The sequence below is a fragment of the Escherichia sp. WS1152 genome, assembly GCF_046487665.1.
Lineage (GTDB): Bacteria > Pseudomonadota > Gammaproteobacteria > Enterobacterales > Enterobacteriaceae > Escherichia > Escherichia coli.
On the sequence record NZ_JBJQJA010000001.1, the window covers coordinates 792985 to 814351 of the forward strand.

A 21367-nucleotide genomic window follows, 5' to 3' on the forward strand; every position below is an offset into this window, starting at 1 on the left:
GGTACTCTATATCTATCATTTCAAAGAAAATTAATCAGGCAGACTACTGCCCACTAACGTTATGACAGAACAACAAAAATTGACCTTTACGGCCTTGCAGCAGCGGCTGGATTCGCTGATGCTGCGTGACAGACTGCGTTTTTCTCGCCGTCTGCACGGCGTGAAGAAGGTTAAAAATCCTGATGCACAACAGGCCATTTTCCAGGAGATGGCGAAAGAGATTGACCAGGCGGCAGGGAAAGTCCTGCTGCGTGAAGCGGCACGACCGGAAATTACTTATCCTGACAATTTACCGGTTAGTCAGAAAAAGCAGGACATTCTCGAAGCGATTCGTGATCACCAGGTGGTGATCGTCGCCGGGGAAACGGGTTCTGGTAAAACGACTCAGTTACCGAAAATCTGTATGGAGCTGGGGCGCGGGATTAAAGGGCTGATCGGCCATACCCAGCCGCGTCGCCTGGCGGCAAGAACGGTGGCGAACCGTATTGCGGAAGAGCTGAAAACGGAGCCGGGCGGTTGCATCGGTTACAAAGTGCGTTTCAGCGATCACGTAAGTGATAACACGATGGTCAAGCTGATGACCGACGGTATCCTGCTGGCGGAGATCCAGCAAGACCGCCTGCTGATGCAGTACGACACCATCATTATTGACGAAGCGCACGAACGCAGCCTGAATATCGATTTTCTGCTCGGCTATTTGAAAGAGTTGCTGCCGCGGCGTCCTGACCTAAAAATCATTATCACTTCCGCGACTATCGACCCGGAACGCTTTTCGCGCCACTTTAATAATGCGCCGATTATTGAAGTCTCCGGTCGGACCTATCCGGTGGAAGTGCGCTATCGCCCGATTGTTGAAGAAGCCGATGACACCGAGCGCGATCAGTTGCAGGCGATTTTTGACGCCGTAGACGAACTAAGCCAGGAAAGCCCCGGCGACATTCTGATCTTTATGAGCGGCGAGCGGGAAATTCGCGATACCGCCGATGCGCTGAACAAGCTGAACTTACGCCATACCGAAATCTTGCCGCTTTATGCGCGGCTTTCGAATAGCGAACAGAACCGCGTGTTCCAGTCGCACAGCGGGCGACGCATTGTGCTGGCGACCAACGTCGCGGAAACCTCGCTGACTGTACCGGGGATTAAATACGTTATCGACCCCGGTACGGCGCGTATCAGCCGCTACAGCTATCGCACCAAAGTGCAGCGTTTGCCGATTGAGCCCATTTCGCAGGCGTCTGCCAATCAGCGTAAAGGCCGCTGTGGTCGTGTGTCCGAAGGGATCTGTATTCGTCTCTATTCCGAAGACGATTTCCTCTCGCGCCCGGAGTTTACCGACCCGGAAATTCTGCGTACCAACCTGGCCTCGGTTATTTTGCAGATGACCGCGCTGGGGCTGGGCGATATCGCTGCGTTCCCGTTTGTCGAAGCACCGGATAAACGCAATATCCAGGATGGCGTGCGTCTGCTCGAAGAGCTGGGCGCGATCACCACTGATGAACAGGCCAGCGCCTATAAATTGACGCCGCTCGGTCGCCAGCTCTCGCAGTTGCCTGTCGACCCACGTCTGGCGCGTATGGTGCTGGAAGCGCAAAAACATGGCTGCGTGCGTGAGGCGATGATTATCACGTCCGCGCTCTCCATTCAGGATCCGCGCGAACGTCCGATGGACAAACAGCAGGCATCGGACGAAAAACATCGTCGCTTCCACGACAAAGAGTCTGACTTCCTCGCGTTTGTGAATCTGTGGAATTATCTTGGCGAGCAGCAAAAGGCGCTTTCTTCCAACGCCTTCCGTCGCCTGTGTCGTACCGATTATCTCAACTATCTGCGCGTGCGCGAATGGCAGGATATCTACACCCAGTTGCGCCAGGTGGTGAAAGAACTCGGCATTCCGGTGAACAGCGAACCGGCGGAATATCGCGAAATTCACATTGCGTTGCTGACGGGTTTGCTTTCCCATATCGGCATGAAAGATGCCGATAAACAAGAATATACCGGCGCACGTAACGCGCGTTTCTCCATCTTCCCCGGTTCTGGTTTATTCAAAAAACCGCCGAAATGGGTAATGGTGGCGGAACTGGTAGAAACCAGCCGCCTGTGGGGGCGCATTGCTGCGCGTATCGACCCGGAATGGGTGGAGCCTGTCGCTCAGCATTTGATTAAACGTACCTACAGCGAACCGCACTGGGAACGGGCGCAGGGCGCGGTGATGGCAACGGAAAAAGTCACTGTTTATGGTTTGCCGATTGTTGCCGCGCGCAAGGTCAACTACAGCCAGATCGATCCGGCGTTATGTCGTGAACTCTTTATTCGCCACGCGCTGGTGGAAGGTGACTGGCAGACGCGTCACGCATTCTTCCGTGAAAACCTGAAACTGCGGGCCGAAGTGGAAGAGCTTGAACACAAATCACGTCGCCGCGATATTCTGGTTGATGACGAAACGCTGTTTGAGTTCTACGACCAGCGCATCAGCCACGATGTAATCTCCGCTCGTCACTTCGACAGCTGGTGGAAAAAAGTCAGCCGCGAAACGCCTGATTTGCTCAACTTTGAAAAGAGCATGTTGATCAAAGAAGGGGCGGAAAAGATCAGCAAGCTGGATTACCCGAACTTCTGGCATCAGGGCAATCTCAAGCTGCGTTTGAGCTATCAGTTTGAGCCCGGCGCGGATGCTGACGGTGTGACCGTACATATTCCGCTGCCGTTACTTAACCAGGTTGAGGAAAGCGGGTTTGAATGGCAGATCCCTGGTCTGCGCCGCGAACTGGTGATTGCTCTGATTAAATCGTTGCCGAAACCGGTACGCCGTAATTTTGTACCTGCGCCAAACTATGCCGAAGCGTTTTTAGGCCGCGTCACACCGCTGGAGTTACCGTTGCTCGACAGCCTTGAGCGCGAGTTACGGCGGATGACCGGCGTTACCGTTGACCGCGAAGACTGGCACTGGGATCAGGTGCCCGATCACCTGAAAATCACCTTCCGCGTGGTGGATGACAAAAACAAGAAGCTAAAAGAAGGGCGCTCGCTACAAGATCTGAAAGATGCGCTGAAAGGCAAAGTGCAGGAAACGCTATCTGCGGTGGCGGATGACGGTATCGAGCAGAGCGGCTTACATATCTGGAGTTTTGGTCAGTTGCCGGAAAGCTACGAACAGAAGCGTGGTAACTACAAAGTGAAGGCGTGGCCGGCGCTGGTGGATGAGCGCGACAGTGTGGCGATCAAACTGTTTGATAACCCGCTGGAGCAAAAACAGGCAATGTGGAACGGTCTTCGCCGTCTACTGCTGCTGAATATTCCCTCACCAATCAAGTATTTACATGAGAAGTTACCAAACAAAGCCAAGCTGGGGCTGTACTTTAACCCGTATGGCAAAGTGCTGGAGCTGATCGACGACTGTATCTCCTGCGGTGTGGATCAACTGATCGACGCCAATGGTGGCCCGGTCTGGACGGAAGAAGGCTTTGCTGCGCTGCATGAAAAAGTTCGCGCTGAACTGAACGACACGGTGGTGGATATTGCGAAGCAGGTCGAGCAAATCCTTACGGCAGTGTTCAATATCAACAAACGCCTGAAAGGGCGGGTGGATATGACCATGGCGCTGGGGCTTTCTGACATTAAAGCGCAGATGGGCGGGTTGGTGTATCGCGGTTTTGTGACTGGTAACGGCTTCAAACGGCTGGGCGACACGCTGCGTTATTTGCAGGCGATTGAAAAACGACTGGAAAAACTGGGGGTTGACCCACATCGCGACCGTGCTCAGATGCTGAAAGTCGAAAACGTCCAGCAGGCGTGGCAGCAATGGATCAACAAACTGCCGCCTGCACGTCGTGAGGATGAAGACGTGAAAGAGATCCGTTGGATGATAGAAGAGCTGCGCGTCAGCTATTTTGCCCAACAACTCGGTACACCTTATCCGATTTCAGATAAGCGTATTTTGCAGGCGATGGAGCAGATTAGCGGTTAACGCGGCTATTTGCCTGATAAATATAAAACCCGGTAAGCATTTAGCGCCGGGTTTTTTATTAATTCTAAAACGGTAAGGGCAAAAATTCAGGAATTCAGAAAAATACAATTCTCTGCTGCAAGATGAATAATGTTTATCTACAGCATTTCCTTAAAAGATATGTCAGGCTTGCGGAGTGGCGGTTAAGGAAATACGACATCCTCCTTTCAGAGTGCTCCGCTTCTCACTATTATCTCACGCAGTATTCTTAAGGGAACGATAAGGAGGAACCATGAACATTACCCCGTTTCCGACGCTTTCGACGGCAACTATAGATGCCATAAATGTTATCGGACAGTGGCTGGCGCAGGATGATTTCTCCGGTGAGGTGCCGTATCAGGCTGATTGCGTCATACTTGCAGGAAATGCGGTTATGCCGACTATCGATGCGGCATGTAAGATTGCTCGCGATCAGCAAATTCCTTTACTGATTAGTGGTGGTATCGGTCACTCGACCACTTTTTTGTATAGCGCCATCGCACAGCATCCGCACTACAACACTATCCGCACCACTGGCAGAGCAGAAGCGACCATCCTGGCGGATATCGCTCATCAGTTCTGGCATATTCCGCATGAAAAAATCTGGATTGAAGACCAGTCAACAAACTGCGGTGAAAACGCACGCTTTAGCATCGCGCTATTGAATCAGGCCGTAGAACGAGTTCATACGGCTATCGTTGTACAGGACCCCACCATGCAGCGGCGCACGATGGCAACGTTCCGCCGTATGACCGGGGACAATCCCGATGCACCCCGCTGGTTGAGTTATCCCGGATTCGTTCCTCAGTTAGGAAATAACGCAGACAGTGTAATCTTTATTAATCAGTTACAAGGATTATGGCCGGTTGAGCGTTATCTCTCACTACTCACTGGCGAGCTGCCGCGTTTACGCGATGATAGCGATGGCTACGGTCCCCGCGGGCGAGATTTTATCGTTCACGTTGATTTTCCGGCAGAAGTCATCCATGCATGGCAAACGCTGAAACACGATGCGGTGCTCATCGAGGCGATGGAAAGTCGCTCGTTACGTTAAAAATTGCCCGTTTGTGAACCACTTGTTTGCAAACGGGCATGACTCCTGACTTTTATTTCTGCCTTTTATTCCTTTTACACTTGTTTTTATGAAGCCCTTCACAGAATTGTCCTTTCGCGATGCCGTCTCTCTGATGATTGATGTTAATTAACAATGTATTCACCAAAAACAAACATATAAATCACAGGAGTCGCCCATGTCAGTACCCGTTCAACATCCTATGTATATTGATGGACAGTTTGTTACCTGGCGTGGAGACGCATGGATTGATGTGGTAAACCCTGCTACAGAGGCTGTCATTTCCCGCATTCCCGATGGTCAGGCCGAGGATGCCCGTAAGGCAATCGATGCAGCAGAACGTGCACAACCAGAATGGGAAGCGTTGCCTGCAATTGAACGCGCCAGTTGGTTGCGCAAAATCTCCGCCGGGATCCGCGAACGCGCCAGTGAAATCAGTGCGCTGATTGTTGAAGAAGGGGGCAAGATCCAGCAGCTGGCTGAAGTCGAAGTGGCTTTTACTGCCGACTATATCGATTACATGGCGGAGTGGGCACGGCGTTACGAGGGCGAGATTATTCAAAGCGATCGTCCAGGAGAAAATATTCTTCTGTTTAAACGTGCGCTTGGTGTGACTACCGGCATTCTGCCGTGGAACTTCCCGTTCTTCCTCATTGCCCGCAAAATGGCTCCCGCTCTTTTGACTGGTAATACCATTGTCATTAAACCCAGTGAATTTACGCCAAACAATGCGATTGCATTCGCCAAAATCGTCGATGAAATAGGCCTTCCGCGCGGCGTGTTTAACCTTGTTCTGGGGCGTGGTGAAACCGTTGGGCAAGAACTGGCGGGTAACCCAAAGGTCGCAATGGTCAGTATGACAGGCAGCGTCTCTGCAGGTGAGAAGATCATGGCGACTGCGGCGAAAAACATCACCAAAGTGTGCCTGGAACTGGGGGGTAAAGCACCAGCTATCGTAATGGACGATGCCGATCTTGAACTGGCAGTCAAAGCCATCGTTGATTCACGTGTCATTAATAGTGGGCAAGTGTGTAACTGTGCAGAACGTGTTTATGTACAGAAAGGCATTTATGATCAGTTCGTCAATCGGCTGGGTGAAGCGATGCAGGCGGTTCAATTTGGTAACCCCGCTGAACGCAACGACATTGCGATGGGGCCGTTGATTAACGCCGCGGCGCTGGAAAGGGTCGAGCAAAAAGTGGCGCGCGCAGTAGAAGAAGGGGCGAGAGTGGCGTTGGGTGGCAAAGCGGTAGAGGGGAAAGGATATTATTATCCGCCGACATTGCTGCTGGATGTTCGCCAGGAAATGTCGATTATGCATGAGGAAACCTTTGGCCCGGTTCTGCCGGTAGTCGCATTTGACACGCTGGAAGATGCTATCTCAATGGCTAATGACAGTGATTACGGCCTGACCTCATCAATCTATACCCAAAATCTGAACGTCGCGATGAAAGCCATTAAAGGGCTGAAGTTTGGTGAAACTTACATCAACCGTGAAAACTTCGAAGCTATGCAAGGCTTCCACGCCGGATGGCGTAAATCCGGTATTGGCGGCGCAGATGGTAAACATGGCCTGCATGAATATCTGCAGACCCAGGTGGTTTATTTACAGTCTTGATGAGTGAAAGAGGCGGAGGTTTTTTCCTCCGCCTGTGCGCGTCAGAGTTTAGCGAATTTTTCGAGGGTGCGAATAAGCTGCGTGACGAAGCCATATTCGTTATCGTACCAGGCGACCGTTTTCACCAGTTGTAAATCGCCCACGGCGGTAATTTCCGTTTGCGTGGCATCAAACACCGAACCGAAATGGCTGCCAATGATATCGGAAGAGACTATTTCTTCATCGGTATAACCAAATGACTCGTTATTGGTGGTTGCTTGTTTAAGTGCGTTATTCACCTCTTCGGCAGTCACTTTTTTTCCGAGAATCGATACCAGTTCAGTGACCGAACCTGTTTTCACCGGCACGCGTTGCGCATGACCTTTCAGTTTGCCGCTCAGTTCCGGGATCACCAGACCAATGGCTTTTGCCGCGCCCGTAGTGTGGGGAATGATATTTTCTGCCGCGGCGCGTGAAGCACGTAAATCTTTACCATGCGGGCCATCCACCAGTGACTGGGTGCCAGTATAGGCATGAATGGTCGTCATCGTGCCGACTTCTATCCCGAAACTGTCATGCAAGGCTTTGGCCATCGGCGCAAGGCAGTTAGTGGTGCATGACGCCACGGAAACAATGGTATCGTTGCCATCCAGAGTGTCGTCATTAACGTTATAAACGATGGTTTTCATTTCACCGGCAGGAGCGGAAATCAACACCTTCTTCGCACCAGCATCAAGATGCGCCTGCGATTTATCGGCGGAGGTATAAAAGCCAGTACATTCGACAATGATTTCTGCACCTTTCGCTTTCCACGGAATATTTTTAGCCTCTTTTTCGGCGTAAACCGAGATACTTTTCCCATCAACGATAAGTGAATCTTCCGTAAAATCAACGCTCCAGGGGAACGGACCATAGTTTGAATCATGTTTCAGCAGATAGGCGAGAATTTTTGGGGAAGTAAGATCATTAATAGCGACAACGTCTATGTTGCTTTTGACTTCAAGTAATCGACGCAACACCAGTCGACCGATACGACCAAAACCGTTAATACCAACTTTACTCATGGTTTTCTCCTGTCAGGAACGTTCGGATGAAAATTGATCCTTTCCAGGCTTAGCCCAGGATTGTGGGATGGGCAATCTCCATTCTTACAGTGAAACGTAACGTACTGAAAACGGGTGAACAATATTTAATGAAATTTTGAGAAAAGCCCGTTATGTTAACGGAAAATTATGTTAAAGCAGGAAATGTTATGGAAAATAAATACTCAAGGTTACAAATCAGCATTCACTGGCTGGTCTTTTTGCTGGTTATCGCAGCGTATTGCGCAATGGAGTTTCGGGGTTTCTTCCCACGTAGCGATCGGCCGCTCATCAACATGATTCATGTTTCCTGTGGCATCTCAATTCTCGTGCTGATGGTGGTTCGTCTTTTGTTAAGACTGAAATACCCAACCCCGCCGATTATACCTAAGCCGAAACCGATGATGACGGGACTGGCGCATTTGGGACATTTGGTGATTTATCTCCTGTTTATTGCGCTGCCAGTGATTGGTTTGGTGATGATGTATAACCGGGGCAACCCGTGGTTTGTGTTTGGTTTGACGATGCCTTACGCTTCAGAGGCCAATTTCGAACGGGTTGATAGCTTAAAGTCGTGGCATGAGACGCTGGCGAATCTGGGATATTTTCTCATCGGGTTGCACGCTGCGGCTGCACTGGCACACCACTATTTCTGGAAGGACAACACACTTCTACGCATGATGCCGCGTAAACGTTCCTGAAGGATATTTAAAGAAAACGCCTGTACTAAAACCGACCCGTGGTACAGGCGAAGAATACGGGTCTACATCGGAAGCGCCTATTATATTTATTTGTATGACAAATAAAACCATAATCCTTGCCCATACGTCCATCTGCCTTATTTTTAATCAATTCACCCGATCTTTGATCTCATCAACGGTATCAAAATAAACCAGCGTATAACGTTCAAATCGAACATAAGATTCGATAAACCATGGAGGTTATATGAAAAAACTGGCACTTATTTTGTTTATGGGAACGCTTGTTTCCTTTTATGCCGATGCCGGGCGCAAACCCTGTTCTGGTTCGAAAGGGGGGATCTCACACTGTACGGCAGGCGGCAAATTTGTCTGTAATGATGGTTCTATTAGTGCATCGAAAAAAACATGCACTAACTGAAGTGTAAAAGGGGTGCCATGAGAAAATGAATCTGCTAGTCAGATGCGCGGGGAAAATCCCCGCGCTTGCCCTTACCTGGACGTGCAGGCCATGAGCGCAGCAACCTCCTTATCACCGTCCCGGAACCGCAGTTCGTAGAGCGTTTGTCGGGTCAGGAGTGTGAATGTCAGAATCGTAATGCAGATAATGAGCAGACACACCACCAGAGGGTTGTGCTTCATAGCCTTTCTCCTTGCCGGATGGCGGGTAAGAGGCTAAGATCTGAATTGCTAGGTTCATTCGTTGGCCTCGGTTGATAGAAATATCGGTCGGGGCCTTCGTCTTTCTGATTCCCGGTTAGCCTGAAAACAGAAAGTCTCAGGCACCCGTGAGCATCCTATGTGGTTTCCTTAGGGACGAAAATAATCACCTGACGAAATTGCGTGCTGTTTTCCAGAATTTTTCGTCATTCGGGTTAGCCAGTTTAACCATTCGTTACTCTCTTCATTCCAATGGCATTAATCTTCTCTGCAATAATTGTTGTAAAAATGTGACGCAAAGAGGCTTTTAGTCGTAAGTAATTACCGTCAAATGCCGATGACTTTCTATCAGGAGTAAACCTGGACGAGAGACAACGGTAATGAATACAACTCCCTCACAGCGATTAGGTTTTTTGCATCACATCAGGTTGGTTCCGTTATTTGCCTGCATTCTAGGCGGTATCTTAGTTCTATTCGCATTAAGTTCAGCCCTGGCTGGCTATTTCCTCTGGCAGGCCGATCGCGATCAGCGTGATGTTACTGCGGAGATTGAGATTCGGACCGGGTTAGCGAACAGTTCAGATTTTTTGCGTTCAGCCCGGATCAATATGATTCAGGCCGGGGCTGCGAGTCGTATTGCGGAAATGGAAGCAATGAAGCGAAATATTACGCAAGCCGAATCGGAGATTAAACAGTCGCAGCAAGGTTATCGTGCTTATCAGAATCGGCCGGTGAAAACACCTGCTGATGAAGCCCTAGACACTGAATTAAATCAACGCTTCCAGGCTTATATCACGGGTATGCAACCTATGATGAAATATGCCAAAAATGGCATGTTTGAAGCGATTATCAATCATGAAAGTGAGCAGATCCGAACGCTGGATAATGCTTATACCGATATTTTGAACAAAGCCGTTAAGATACGTAGCACCAGAGCCAACCAACTGGCGGAACTGGCCCATCAGCGCACCAGCCTGGGTGGGATGTTTATGATTGGCGCGTTTGTGCTTGCCCTGGTCATGACGCTGATAACATTTATGGTGCTACGTCGGATCGTCATTCGTCCACTGCAACATGCCGCACAACGGATTGAAAAAATCGCCAGTGGCGATCTGACGATGAATGATGAACCGGCGGGTCGTAATGAAATCGGTCGCTTAAGTCGTCATTTACAGCAAATGCAGCATTCACTGGGGATGACAGTAGGGACTGTTCGACAGGGCGCGGAAGAGATTTATCGTGGCACCAGCGAAATTTCCGCTGGCAATGCGGACCTTTCATCTCGCACCGAAGAACAAGCGGCGGCAATTGAACAAACTGCCGCCAGCATGGAGCAACTCACTGCGACGGTGAAACAGAATGCGGATAATGCGCATTATGCCAGTAAACTGGCGCAAGAGGCTTCTATTAAAGCCAGCGATGGCGGGCAGACGGTTTCCGGTGTAGTAAAAACGATGGGCGCTATCTCCACGAGTTCGAAGAAAATTTCTGAGATCACCGCCGTCATCAACAGTATTGCTTTCCAGACGAATATTCTGGCACTGAATGCTGCCGTTGAAGCTGCGCGAGCGGGTGAGCAAGGGCGTGGATTTGCCGTTGTCGCCAGCGAAGTACGGACACTCGCAAGCCGCAGCGCCCAGGCGGCAAAAGAAATTGAAGGCTTGATCAGTGAATCAGTCAGGTTAATTGACCTGGGATCGGATGAGGTGGCAACGGCCGGGAAAACCATGAGCACTATTGTTGATGCCGTCGCGAGTGTCACACATATCATGCAGGAAATTGCCGCCGCCTCGGATGAGCAAAGTAGGGGCATAACGCAGGTTAGCCAGGCGATTTCTGAAATGGATAAGGTGACGCAACAGAATGCTTCTCTGGTAGAAGAGGCCTCAGCGGCGGCGGTGTCCCTTGAAGAACAGGCGGCACGATTAACTGAGGCGGTGGATGTATTCCGTCTGCACAAACATTCTGTGTCGGCAGAACCTCGCGGAGCGGGTGAACCAGTTAGTTTCGCTACGGTGTGAAAATGTTCAAGGAGGGATCGACAGATCCCTTCACCTTTCAGAACGGCATTGATTTTCGAATAGCGTTAATCATCAACTGGCAACCAGAAGAGAACGTCGCATCTACGCGGGTCAGTATTCCAATCGGTTCGCCTGCACCATGTCCCGGAACAGGCAGGGCCACCAGCGTGGCATGACGCAGGTCGTCTTTTACAGCGCCAGAAGGGACAAACCACACGTAATCGTATTCAACCGTAAGTTGACGAGATAGCGAAGCAGACAGCGTTTCGATACAACCCGAAGGAATTTTACAGCCCTGGCTCTGCACTAATGCATCTGAATGCTGGCGTGGCGCAGTGCCTTCTGGTGATACAACGACCGGCCATTCCAGCACCCGGCTTAGCGTTACGTTCTCCTGAAGTAGCGGGTGATTAGGGCGGACAACCAGCTTCAACGATTCAAGAAACAGCAGTTCGTAATTAAGCCCGGTCATCAGTTCAGGATCTGACATCCGACCAATGCCGATATCGATTTCCCCGGTTTTTAAACCCGCCAGAATCATAGGGTTACTCATTGTCGCAACTTGCAAGGTCGTCTCTTTTTGTTGCTGATGAAACTGACCTATAACCGAAGGTAATATCCCCAGTGCCGCAGTAGGTAGTGCACCAACCCTGACGACATCATTATTAAGACCTTCTTTACGATGAAGCGACTGTCCGGCAGTGTTGATGGCGTCAAGAACTCTGACTGCATGCGTTAAAAATTGTTCGCCGGGTAAGGTAAGTTGCGCCCCCTGACGACCACGCTCAAACAAGCGAGCGCCAGTCAGCTGCTCCAGTTCATTCAATGTCTTAGAGAGCGCAGGTTGACTCAAATTAAGGGTTTCAGCCGCGCGCCCCAAAGTTCCTTGTTGTGCGACAGCTACGAATGTATGAAGGTGGCGCAAACGGATGCGCTGACTAAACAGACTATTTTTTTCCATAAGCGATGTTAAAAACGAAGCGGTGTCGCTGACAAGTGAAGTTGTTTGATTATGATAACTTGATTGCAAAATATTATTAACAATTAAAGCAATTGTGTTACAGCAAAATGGATAATATTGATGTTTTCGCGGCGAGATCACAGTTTGTAAATTCTTCCCGCCAGAGTGAATGCGGTTACCTACACTCCAGATTACTGACCACTGGAGGCAGACACTATGGCGAACAGCATCACGGCGGATGAGATTCGGGAACAGTTTTCGCAGGCAATGTCAGCCATGTACCAGCAAGAAGTTCCGCAATATGGCACGCTGCTGGAACTGGTAGCTGATGTGAATCTGGCTGTGCTGGAAAACAATCCTCAACTGCACGAAAAAATGGTAAATGCAGACGAGCTGGCGCGACTGAATGTTGAACGTCATGGGGCGATTCGCGTTGGGACTGCACAAGAGCTTGCTACTCTTCGGCGGATGTTTGCCATTATGGGGATGTACCCGGTGAGCTATTACGATCTCTCGCAGGCAGGGGTGCCGGTACATTCGACAGCATTTCGGCCCATTGATGATGCTTCTCTGGCGCGTAATCCCTTCCGCGTTTTTACCTCCTTACTCCGCCTTGAGCTTATCGAGAACGAAATTTTGCGCCAGAAAGCGGCGGAGATTCTGCGTCAGCGCGATATCTTCACCCCACGTTGTCGACAACTGTTAGAGGAATATGAGCAGCAGGGCGGTTTTAACGAAACACAGGCACAGGAGTTTGTGCAGGAAGCCCTGGAAACGTTTCGCTGGCACCAGTCAGCAACGGTAGATGAAGAAACCTATCGCGCCTTGCACAACGAACATCGGTTGATTGCTGATGTGGTCTGTTTTCCTGGATGCCATATCAACCACCTGACGCCACGTACGCTGGATATTGACCGGGTGCAGTCGATGATGCCTGAATGCGGAATTGAACCAAAAATTCTGATCGAAGGGCCGCCGCGCCGCGAGGTACCGATTTTACTACGCCAGACCAGCTTTAAAGCACTGGAAGAGACGGTGTTGTTTGCGGGGCAGAAACAGGGCACGCATACTGCGCGCTTTGGTGAAATAGAGCAGCGTGGTGTGGCATTAACGCCGAAAGGGCGACAACTGTATGATGATCTTCTGCGTAACGCTGGAACCGGGCAGGATAATCTCACTCACCAAATGCATTTACAGGAAACCTTCCGCACTTTTCCTGACAGTGAGTTTTTAATGCGTCAGCAAGGGTTGGCATGGTTCCGGTACCGTCTGACGCCTTCGGGTGAGGCGCATCGTCAGGCGATTCATCCTGGAGACGATCCACAGCCCTTAATTGAACGTGGTTGGGTAGTGGCGCAACCCATCACCTATGAAGATTTCTTGCCCGTTAGCGCGGCGGGGATCTTCCAGTCAAATCTGGGTAATGAAACGCAGACACGCAGTCACGGTAATGCCAGTCGCGAAGCATTTGAGCAGGCGTTGGGTTGTCCGGTTTTGGATGAGTTCCAGCTTTACCAGGAAGCGGAAGAACGCAGTAAACGTCGCTGTGGTTTGCTTTAAATTCTGACCATCCGCCTTTGCAAAAATTTGCCTGATTTTACAAACGAATCAGGCTCATCCCATCGACATAAAAAAAATGCCGATTTATGCATATTCTCTCAGTTCAACAATTGGATTATTAATAAATATTGTCTAGAGTGAGCGGTCATAAATAAGCACTTTCTTGCCGCTGAAAACGACCAGCGCGGGACCATTCACAACACCAGAAGGACTCACTTTCAGGTATGGATCGTAGACGATTTATTAAAGGTTCAATGGCTATGGCCGCCGTGTGCGGTACCAGCGGCATTGCTTCTCTTTTTTCTCAGGCGGCATTCGCGGCAGATTCTGATATTGCCGACGGGCAAACCCAGCGTTTTGACTTCTCCATTCTACAGTCAATGGCGCACGACTTAGCGCAAACAGCGTGGCGTGGTGCGCCTCGTCCGTTACCTGACACGCTGGCGACAATGACGCCGCAGGCTTATAACAGTATTCAATACGACGCCGAAAAATCGCTCTGGCATAACGTTGAGAACCGTCAACTGGACGCTCAGTTCTTCCATATGGGAATGGGATTCCGTCGCCGCGTTCGTATGTTTTCTGTAGATCCAGCAACACATCTGGCGCGTGAAATTCACTTTCGCCCGGAGTTGTTCAAATACAACGATGCAGGTGTTGATACAAAACAATTAGAAGGGCAAAGCGATCTCGGCTTTGCCGGTTTTCGCGTGTTTAAAGCCCCCGAACTGGCGCGCCGTGATGTAGTATCATTTCTCGGCGCGAGTTATTTCCGCGCCGTTGATGATACATATCAATACGGTTTGTCGGCCCGCGGCCTGGCGATCGACACTTACACCGACAGTAAAGAAGAGTTCCCCGACTTTACCGCCTTCTGGTTTGATACGGTAAAACCGGGGGCAACTACCTTTACCGTTTATGCGTTGCTCGATAGCGCCAGCATTACTGGTGCCTATAAGTTCACTATCCATTGTGAGAAAAGTCAGGTGATTATGGATGTGGAAAATCACCTGTATGCGCGCAAAGACATTAAACAGCTGGGCATTGCGCCGATGACCAGTATGTTCAGCTGCGGTACTAATGAACGTCGGATGTGCGATACAATTCATCCGCAAATTCATGACTCTGATCGTCTGTCCATGTGGCGGGGCAACGGCGAGTGGATTTGCCGTCCGCTGAATAATCCGCAAAAATTGCAATTCAATGCTTACACCGACAACAACCCGAAAGGGTTTGGTTTATTGCAACTGGATCGTGACTTCTCCCATTATCAGGACATTATGGGCTGGTATAACAAACGCCCAAGTCTGTGGGTGGAACCGCGTAACAAGTGGGGTAAGGGCACCATCGGCCTGATGGAAATCCCAACAACGGGCGAAACGCTGGATAACATTGTCTGCTTCTGGCAGCCAGAAAAAGCTGTAAAAGCAGGTGATGAGTTTGCATTCCAGTATCGTCTGTACTGGAGTGCGCAACCGCCTGTTCATTGCCCATTAGCGCGCGTTATGGCGACGCGTACCGGCATGGGCGGTTTCCCGGAAGGTTGGGCGCCAGGTGAACACTATCCCGAAAAATGGGCGCGTCGTTTTGCCGTTGATTTCGTTGGTGGTGATCTGAAAGCTGCCGCGCCAAAAGGCATTGAGCCGGTGATTACGCTTTCCAGTGGGGAAGCGAAGCAAATCGAAATTCTCTATATTGAACCCATCGATGGTTATCGTATTCAGTTTGACTGGTATCCGACTTCGGACTCCACTGATCCGGTCGATATGCGGATGTATCTACGTTGTCAGGGGGACGCTATCAGTGAAACATGGCTGTATCAGTATTTCCCGCCAGCGCCGGATAAACGTCAGTATGTTGACGACCGCGTGATGAGTTAATCGTTTTTTCTTCGGCACCTTCTTCGGGAGGTGCCGTCTGGTTAAACACGATCCCGCTCGCATTTTTCCCTAAGTTAAATGAGTAATCTGATGGTGTGTATTTCAGATACACCTTGTCAGCCACTAACAGGGAGTGCGTATGTTTCCAGAATACCGAGATTTAATATCCCGTCTGAAAAACGAAAATCCTCGCTTTATGTCCTTGTTCGATAAACACAATAAACTTGATCATGAAATTGCCAGAAAGGAAGGTTCCGACGGTCGAGGGTACAATGCGGAAGTGGTCCGCATGAAAAAACAAAAGCTACAGTTAAAAGATGAGATGCTCAAAATCCTGCAGCAGGAGAGCGTCAAAGAGGTGTAAACTTTCCTAAGCCGCCAGCCAGGCGGCTTTTTTAACAACAGCATGGATTGACTGGAGATAAGATGACTGAAACGATAAAAGTAAGCGAATCACTTGAATTACATGCTGTTGCAGAAAATCACGTCACTCCTCTTTATCAGTTAATCTGTAAAAATAAAACCTGGTTACAGCAGTCGCTAAACTGGCCGCAGTTCGTTCAGAGTGAAGAGGACACGCGAAAAACGGTGCAGGGTAATGTGATGTTGCATCAACGCGGCTATGCCAAAATGTTCATGATTTTCAAAGAAGATGAACTTATCGGCGTTATCTCGTTTAATCGTATTGAACCACTGAATAAAACCGCTGAAATAGGCTACTGGCTGGACGAATCTCATCAGGGGCAGGGGATCATTTCTCAGGCGCTGCAGGCATTGATTCATCATTACGCCCAGTCTGGTGAACTTAGACGCTTCGTGATCAAATGTCGGGTGGACAATCCGCAAAGCAACCAGGTCGCTTTGCGCAATGGTTTTATCCTTGAAGGTTGCCTGAAACAGGCTGAGTTCCTGAATGATGCCTATGATGATGTGAACTTATACGCGCGTATTATCGATTCATAATAACCCTGCCAGCGGCGTTCGCGTAATGCGCTCCTCGCCGTTAATGACTTTTGGACCACGGACATGAACCGTGTCGCCATCAAAGGCTTCAACGACGGCGTGGTCGGTTAACTCCACATGGTTTTCAATTATCACCGCACCTGTAATACGGCTCTCACCTTGTATTACAACGTGCTCGTCGAGCAGAATCGGTCCACCACGTACCACGGCATTTCCGCCAATCAAGACATGATGTTTTAACACACAATTACCTTCCACAATGGCATATTCCGCCACCTGCGAACTGTAATGAATCGTTGGAATGGCATCTTCTTCTATGCCAGCTTTCACCTGCGCGTGACCGTAGACTTTAGCGCAATCGCATAGCCAGACGTTGTTCTCTTCATTACCTTCAATACTGGCAAAATCAAAAACTTCGGCACGATGTTCAATAAAAGCATACCGGATGACGGCATCGCCATAAATTTGTGCCTGGTGGACAATACGCGAGGCGCTAACCCTTGCGCGATCATAAATTTGTAGCAGGAGTTGATGGTCAGGCGTTAAGCCTTGTGCTGCGACGATCATAGAATGTTGATTAATTAAGGCGTGACCAAATATTCTACATTGCCCGCAAACCAGTGAGTCATGAATGGTGACGCTGTCACTTATATATGCACCCTGGCTGATTTCACTATTATCGATCCAGACATTATCCGTTGCGTAAACCTCTCCCCACAGCACGCTGGTGCCGGTGATGCGCGTATTACCGGAAATCACCGCTCCGCCGAACGCAATAGCGTTCTGGTCGTAAATCCAGCAATTTCCTTCCTGTGCTAACACCGTTTCGCGATCGATCCAGCCGCCAGCGGTTCCTGCTATCACATCGTTAAAATCGCTAATGGCGATAATCTGCCGTAATAACACATTTTTTTTAGTGCCATCTTCCTGATAACTAAAGGCTCGCTGTTCTTCACTTAGACGATATTTGCGCATAGCGTTTTCCCACAGGTGACTTACTATAACCGTAGCAAATTCTGCGGCTCTGGCTATGCTCGAGAAAATTCCATAAAATGCATTTCAAATATACTTTATAAATTAAACAAAATGAGTAAGAAGATGCAGAGCGATAAAGTGCTCAATTTGCCGGCAGGCTACTTTGGTATTGTGTTGGGGACGATAGGGATGGGATTTGCCTGGCGCTATGCCAGCCAGGTTTGGCAGGTCAGCCACTGGTTAGGGGATGGGCTGGTGATTCTGGCGATGATCATCTGGGGATTGTTAACTAGCGCATTTATTACCCGACTCATACGCTTTCCGCATAGCGTGCTGGCAGAAGTGCGCCATCCAGTGATGAGCAGTTTTGTGAGTTTGTTTCCGGCAACGACGATGCTGGTGGCGATTGGTTTTGTTCCGTGGTTTCGCCCACTGGCGGTGTGCCTGTTCAGTTTTGGTGTCGTGGTTCAGTTGGCTTATGCCGCCTGGCAAACTGCGGGATTATGGCGCGGATCTCACCCTGAAGAAGCTACCACGCCTGGACTGTATCTGCCGACAGTTGCCAACAACTTTATCAGCGCAATGGCCTGTGGTGCGTTGGGCTACACCGACGCCGGTCTGGTGTTTTTAGGCGCAGGCGTTTTCTCATGGCTAAGCCTTGAACCTGTGATCTTGCAGCGTCTGCGCAGTTCGGGAGAATTACCCACGGCACTGCGGACATCACTCGGCATTCAGCTCGCTCCTGCGCTGGTGGCCTGTAGTGCTTGGTTGAGCGTCAACGGCGGCGAGGGTGATACGCTGGCGAAAATGCTTTTTGGTTATGGACTGCTGCAACTGCTGTTTATGCTACGTCTGATGCCATGGTATCTCTCCCAGCCATTTAATGCTTCATTCTGGAGTTTCTCGTTCGGCGTATCTGCACTGGCAACCACCGGTTTGCATCTGGGGAGTGGCAGCGAAAATGGATTTTTCCATACGCTGGCGGTACCGCTGTTTATCTTTACCAATTTTATTATTGCAATACTGCTCATCCGTACTTTCGCGCTTCTGATGCAGGGAAAATTGTTAGTCAGAACCGAGCGCGCCGTTTTAATGAAAGCAGAGGACAAAGAATGATCATTCGTGACGAAAACTATTTTACTGATAAATATGAATTAACCCGCACACACTCTGAAGTACTGGAAGCGGTGAAAGTGGTTAAACCGGGTAAAACGCTGGATCTGGGCTGTGGCAATGGTCGTAACAGTCTTTACCTGGCAGCCAATGGTTATGATGTTGACGCATGGGATAAAAATGCCATGAGTATCGCCAACGTCGAGCGCATTAAATCCATTGAAAATCTGGATAATTTACACACCCGGGTCGTTGATCTGAATAACCTCACATTTGATGGACAGTACGATTTTATTCTTTCGACTGTGGTGCTGATGTTCCTTGAGGCTAAAACCATCCCCGGGTTGATTGCCAATATGCAACGTTGCACTAAACCTGGTGGTTACAACCTGATTGTGGCGGCGATGGATACCGCTGATTATCCATGTACCGTCGGCTTCCCGTTTGCCTTCAAAGAGGGAGAATTACGTCGATATTACGAAGGCTGGGAGAGGGTGAAATACAATGAAGACGTCGGCGAGCTGCACCGCACCGACGCCAACGGTAATCGTATTAAACTGCGTTTCGCCACGATGCTGGCACGTAAAAAATGACCCGCTAAGAATAAGGCGCGTGAAAATTCCCCACGCTGAGATGATTTACTGTTCTTCTTTTCGGTAAGCATATTTTTTATCGAAGGGATGTGAAATTAATCACAGTAGTCGAAGTTTTTTAGCAGCTTAACTTACTGAAATTTAACTACTGATGATTGACTTAGCCCCTTTTGCGGCATTGACTATGTCGTCTGAAAAGGGGCTAAAAAAATTTATTTTCACCAACACTTTTTTTGCCACAACACGAAGCGGCGCTTTTTGCTATAACTTAAAAAGTAATATAATCATCTCAGGAAACTATTCATGCGTACCACATCATTTGCGAAAGTTGCAGCTTTATGCGGCTTGTTGGCTCTGTCTGGTTGTGCCTCTAAAATCACCCAGCCAGATAAATATTCTGGTTTTTTAAACAATTACTCTGATTTAAAAGAAACAACCTCAGCAACAGGTAAACCTGTTTTACGTTGGGTAGACCCGAGTTTTGATCAAAGCAAATATGACAGCATCGTCTGGAACCCAATCACTTATTATCCGGTACCAAAACCTTCTACCCAGGTAGGGCAGAAAGTTCTGGATAAAATTTTGAACTATACCAACACCGAAATGAAAGAAGCGATAGCGCAGCGTAAACCAGTGGTTACCACCGCTGGGCCGCGTAGTCTGATTTTCCGTGGGGCCATTACCGGTGTAGATACCAGCAAAGAAGGGCTGCAATTCTATGAAGTGGTTCCTGTTGCATTAGTGGTTGCGGGGACGCAAATGGCTACAGGCCACCGTACCATGGATACTCGCCTCTATTTTGAAGGTGAGCTGATTGATGCAGCGACTAATAAACCGGTTATCAAAGTCGTTCGTCAGGGCGAAGGTAAAGACCTGAATAACGAAAGTACGCCAATGGCTTTCGAAAATATTAAACAAGTTATTGATGACATGGCGACCGATGCCACCATGTTTGACGTTAACAAAAAGTAGTTCCAGACGCGCCATCGTTAGATGGCGCTTTTTATCCGGTGCGCCGTAAAACCCCATCCTTCAGGGCGGGGATATAAGGCGCGGTTTTCCACCTGACCAGGTGTTTGCTGTTGTTCAATGTATTGGCGGATGACGGATATTGGCGCACCTCCGCAGCTACTGGCAAAATAGCCAGGACTCCACAAAACGCCTTTGTAGTAATACCTGACTGCAATATCTGGTCGATCTCGTCGCAGTAACCTACCCGATACGCCTTTGAGGCTGTTTACCAGACTGGATATCGCCAGTTTGGGAGGTTAGTTAATTAACAAATGGACGTGATCTGGTTCGCCATCCATTTCAACCAGTTCAGCTTCAAAATAAGCACATACATTTGAAAAGTAAGTGCGTAGTTTTTCTGTCGCGTCATGGTCAAAAATCTGGCGTCGGTATCTGGTGACAAAGACCAGGTGAACATGCATCAGGAAAACACAATGCCTTCCACGCCGGATATCGGTTTCTTTTTTCACAGACCAAAGTATCATTTGACCTGTGAAACGATTACAGGCATTTAAATTCCAGTTAAGACCAGGTGGTCAACAGGAGTGTGAAATGAGGCGCTTCGCAGGCGCATGTCGTTTCGTTTTCAATCGTGCTCTGGCACGTCAGAATGAGAATCATGAGGCCGGTAATAAATACATCCCTTACGGGAAAATGGCTTCCTGGCTGGTTGAGTGGAAAAATGCCACTGAAACGCAATGGCTTAAAGATTCTCCCTCACAGCCATTGCAACAGTCACTGAAAGACCTTGAGCGGGCTTACAAAAACTTCTTCCGGAAGCGGGCTGCTTTTCCCCGATTCAAAAAGCGGGGACAGAATGATGCATTCCGCTACCCGCAGGGCGTTAAGCTCGATCAGGAAAACAGCCGTATTTTTCTGCCGAAACTGGGCTGGATGCGCTACCGGAACAGCCGTCAGGTCACGGGTGTTGTGAAAAATGTCACTGTCAGCCAGTCCTGCGGTAAGTGGTACATCAGTATTCAGACAGAAAGTGAAGTATCCACTCCGGCTCACCCTTCAGCATCAATGGTCGGGCTGGATGCTGGCGTGGCTAAACTCGCCACGCTGTCAGATGGCACAGTCTTTGAGCCTGTAAACAGTTTTCAGAAAAACCAGAAGACGCTGGCGAGACTTCAGCGACAGTTAAGCCGCAAGGTCAAATTCAGCAACAACTGGCAGAAGCAGAAACGCAAAATACA

General features: G+C 49.3%; 19 protein-coding genes and 1 pseudogene. 15 read left to right on the plus strand and 5 right to left on the minus strand.

Translation table 11 applies throughout. The features are described from left to right. Positions 1–61: 61 nt before the first annotated feature. The 3 genes from hrpA (at position 62) to aldA (ending at position 6672) form a co-directional block, all read left to right on the plus strand. Positions 62–3964 carry an ATP-dependent RNA helicase HrpA gene (hrpA, locus tag ACJHW7_RS03835; RefSeq protein ID WP_021556769.1) on the plus strand — a complete coding sequence of 1301 codons (3903 nt, stop codon included), beginning with the start codon at positions 62–64 and terminating at the stop codon, positions 3962–3964. Positions 3965–4235: 271 nt separating this feature from the next. Beyond that, a complete protein-coding gene (ydcF, locus tag ACJHW7_RS03840; protein ID WP_001027962.1) occupies positions 4236–5036 on the plus strand; it encodes a DUF218 domain-containing protein YdcF in 801 nt (266 codons plus the stop codon). Positions 5037–5232: 196 nt separating this feature from the next. Continuing rightward, positions 5233–6672 carry an aldehyde dehydrogenase gene (aldA, locus tag ACJHW7_RS03845; RefSeq protein WP_000115947.1) on the plus strand — a complete coding sequence of 480 codons (1440 nt, stop codon included), beginning with the start codon at positions 5233–5235 and terminating at the stop codon, positions 6670–6672. Positions 6673–6713: 41 nt separating this feature from the next. On the opposite strand, the gene gap is transcribed toward aldA, so the two are convergent. Further along, a complete protein-coding gene (gene gap / locus ACJHW7_RS03850) occupies positions 6714–7715 on the minus strand; it encodes a type I glyceraldehyde-3-phosphate dehydrogenase (RefSeq protein WP_021556770.1) in 1002 nt (333 codons plus the stop codon). A gap of 188 nt (positions 7716–7903) precedes the next feature. Here gap and cybB point away from each other — a divergent pair, with 188 nt between their 5' ends. The 3 genes from cybB to yncP all read left to right on the plus strand — a co-directional run bounded on the left by cybB (position 7904) and on the right by yncP (position 8946). After that, complete coding sequence (gene cybB / locus ACJHW7_RS03855) at positions 7904–8434, plus strand: cytochrome b561 (protein WP_021556771.1); 531 nt, start codon at positions 7904–7906, stop codon at positions 8432–8434. A 244-nt stretch (positions 8435–8678) separates the two neighbouring features. Then, positions 8679–8852 carry a periplasmic protein gene (locus ACJHW7_RS03860; protein WP_000731833.1) on the plus strand — a complete coding sequence of 58 codons (174 nt, stop codon included), beginning with the start codon at positions 8679–8681 and terminating at the stop codon, positions 8850–8852. 25 nt (positions 8853–8877) lie between these two features. After that, the gene (gene yncP, locus ACJHW7_RS03865) at positions 8878–8946 is read left to right on the plus strand and encodes a hypothetical protein (protein ID WP_212591405.1); all 69 of its coding nucleotides are present in this window, start codon (positions 8878–8880) and stop codon (positions 8944–8946) included. Here yncP and hokB read toward each other — a convergent pair. Beyond that, on the minus strand, positions 8924–9073 hold the full coding sequence (gene hokB, locus ACJHW7_RS03870; RefSeq protein ID WP_001320773.1) for a type I toxin-antitoxin system toxin HokB: 150 nt from the start codon (positions 9071–9073) through the stop codon (positions 8924–8926). The genes yncP and hokB overlap by 23 nt on opposite strands. 398 nt (positions 9074–9471) lie before the next feature. Between hokB and trg the strand changes: the two genes are divergently transcribed. Further along, complete coding sequence (gene trg / locus ACJHW7_RS03875) at positions 9472–11112, plus strand: methyl-accepting chemotaxis protein Trg (RefSeq protein WP_040234704.1); 1641 nt, start codon at positions 9472–9474, stop codon at positions 11110–11112. 37 nt (positions 11113–11149) lie between these two features. Here trg and ACJHW7_RS03880 read toward each other — a convergent pair whose 3' ends face one another. Next, positions 11150–12073 carry a LysR substrate-binding domain-containing protein gene (locus ACJHW7_RS03880; RefSeq protein ID WP_000414564.1) on the minus strand — a complete coding sequence of 308 codons (924 nt, stop codon included), beginning with the start codon at positions 12071–12073 and terminating at the stop codon, positions 11150–11152. A 216-nt stretch (positions 12074–12289) separates the two neighbouring features. On the opposite strand from ACJHW7_RS03880, the gene ACJHW7_RS03885 reads away from it, so the two are divergent. From ACJHW7_RS03885 to rimL, 4 genes are all read left to right on the plus strand, one after another. Continuing rightward, positions 12290–13633, plus strand: a complete 1344-nt coding sequence (locus tag ACJHW7_RS03885; protein WP_000013789.1) for a VOC family protein — start codon at positions 12290–12292, stop codon at positions 13631–13633. 224 nt (positions 13634–13857) lie between these two features. Continuing rightward, entirely contained in the window at positions 13858–15513 is a 1656-nt protein-coding gene (gene opgD / locus ACJHW7_RS03890) for a glucan biosynthesis protein OpgD (protein ID WP_000375956.1), read from the plus strand. A gap of 139 nt (positions 15514–15652) precedes the next feature. Continuing rightward, positions 15653–15877, plus strand: a complete 225-nt coding sequence (locus tag ACJHW7_RS03895; RefSeq protein ID WP_001296778.1) for a YdcH family protein — start codon at positions 15653–15655, stop codon at positions 15875–15877. Positions 15878–15939: 62 nt separating this feature from the next. Then, positions 15940–16476: a 50S ribosomal protein L7/L12-serine acetyltransferase gene (gene rimL, locus ACJHW7_RS03900; protein ID WP_000140877.1), complete on the plus strand. Its 537-nt coding sequence runs from the start codon at positions 15940–15942 to the stop codon at positions 16474–16476. On the opposite strand, the gene ydcK is transcribed toward rimL, so the two are convergent. Further along, entirely contained in the window at positions 16471–17451 is a 981-nt protein-coding gene (gene ydcK, locus ACJHW7_RS03905) for a YdcK family protein (protein WP_001234037.1), read from the minus strand. The genes rimL and ydcK overlap by 6 nt on opposite strands. A 123-nt stretch (positions 17452–17574) precedes the next feature. On the opposite strand from ydcK, the gene tehA reads away from it, so the two are divergent. From tehA to ACJHW7_RS03920, 3 genes are all read left to right on the plus strand, one after another. After that, positions 17575–18567 carry a dicarboxylate transporter/tellurite-resistance protein TehA gene (gene tehA / locus ACJHW7_RS03910; RefSeq protein WP_001190278.1) on the plus strand — a complete coding sequence of 331 codons (993 nt, stop codon included), beginning with the start codon at positions 17575–17577 and terminating at the stop codon, positions 18565–18567. Continuing rightward, positions 18564–19157, plus strand: a complete 594-nt coding sequence (gene tehB / locus ACJHW7_RS03915) for a tellurite resistance methyltransferase TehB (protein ID WP_000586720.1) — start codon at positions 18564–18566, stop codon at positions 19155–19157. Before tehA ends, tehB begins: the two co-directional genes overlap by 4 nt. Positions 19158–19460: 303 nt before the next feature. Beyond that, on the plus strand, positions 19461–20129 hold the full coding sequence (locus tag ACJHW7_RS03920; RefSeq protein WP_001261020.1) for a DUF3313 domain-containing protein: 669 nt from the start codon (positions 19461–19463) through the stop codon (positions 20127–20129). A 17-nt stretch (positions 20130–20146) separates the two neighbouring features. Here ACJHW7_RS03920 and tnpA read toward each other — a convergent pair. Next, positions 20147–20653: pseudogene (gene tnpA / locus ACJHW7_RS03925) on the minus strand (IS200/IS605 family transposase). 7 nt (positions 20654–20660) lie between these two features. Here tnpA and ACJHW7_RS03930 point away from each other — a divergent pair. Beyond that, positions 20661–21367 (plus strand): RNA-guided endonuclease InsQ/TnpB family protein (locus ACJHW7_RS03930; RefSeq protein WP_096960555.1); only part of this gene is annotated, 707 nt, incomplete at its 3' end.

What these genes read in the sequence shown, in the direction of transcription:
- ACJHW7_RS03860 (WP_000731833.1), top strand. Translation starts at nt 8,679, where the DNA reads ATGAAAAAACTGGCACTTATTTTGTTTATGGGAACGCTTGTTTCCTTT.
- trg (WP_040234704.1), top strand. Translation starts at nt 9,472, where the DNA reads ATGAATACAACTCCCTCACAGCGATTAGGTTTTTTGCATCACATCAGG.
- tehA (WP_001190278.1), top strand. Translation starts at nt 17,575, where the DNA reads ATGCAGAGCGATAAAGTGCTCAATTTGCCGGCAGGCTACTTTGGTATT.
- ACJHW7_RS03920 (WP_001261020.1), top strand. Translation starts at nt 19,461, where the DNA reads ATGCGTACCACATCATTTGCGAAAGTTGCAGCTTTATGCGGCTTGTTG.
- tehB (WP_000586720.1), top strand. Translation starts at nt 18,564, where the DNA reads ATGATCATTCGTGACGAAAACTATTTTACTGATAAATATGAATTAACC.
- ACJHW7_RS03880 (WP_000414564.1), bottom strand. Translation starts at nt 12,073, where the DNA reads ATGGAAAAAAATAGTCTGTTTAGTCAGCGCATCCGTTTGCGCCACCTT.
- hokB (WP_001320773.1), bottom strand. Translation starts at nt 9,073, where the DNA reads ATGAAGCACAACCCTCTGGTGGTGTGTCTGCTCATTATCTGCATTACG.
- rimL (WP_000140877.1), top strand. Translation starts at nt 15,940, where the DNA reads ATGACTGAAACGATAAAAGTAAGCGAATCACTTGAATTACATGCTGTT.
- ACJHW7_RS03895 (WP_001296778.1), top strand. Translation starts at nt 15,653, where the DNA reads ATGTTTCCAGAATACCGAGATTTAATATCCCGTCTGAAAAACGAAAAT.
- aldA (WP_000115947.1), top strand. Translation starts at nt 5,233, where the DNA reads ATGTCAGTACCCGTTCAACATCCTATGTATATTGATGGACAGTTTGTT.
- ydcF (WP_001027962.1), top strand. Translation starts at nt 4,236, where the DNA reads ATGAACATTACCCCGTTTCCGACGCTTTCGACGGCAACTATAGATGCC.
- ACJHW7_RS03885 (WP_000013789.1), top strand. Translation starts at nt 12,290, where the DNA reads ATGGCGAACAGCATCACGGCGGATGAGATTCGGGAACAGTTTTCGCAG.
- gap (WP_021556770.1), bottom strand. Translation starts at nt 7,715, where the DNA reads ATGAGTAAAGTTGGTATTAACGGTTTTGGTCGTATCGGTCGACTGGTG.
- cybB (WP_021556771.1), top strand. Translation starts at nt 7,904, where the DNA reads ATGGAAAATAAATACTCAAGGTTACAAATCAGCATTCACTGGCTGGTC.
- hrpA (WP_021556769.1), top strand. Translation starts at nt 62, where the DNA reads ATGACAGAACAACAAAAATTGACCTTTACGGCCTTGCAGCAGCGGCTG.
- opgD (WP_000375956.1), top strand. Translation starts at nt 13,858, where the DNA reads ATGGATCGTAGACGATTTATTAAAGGTTCAATGGCTATGGCCGCCGTG.
- ydcK (WP_001234037.1), bottom strand. Translation starts at nt 17,451, where the DNA reads ATGCGCAAATATCGTCTAAGTGAAGAACAGCGAGCCTTTAGTTATCAG.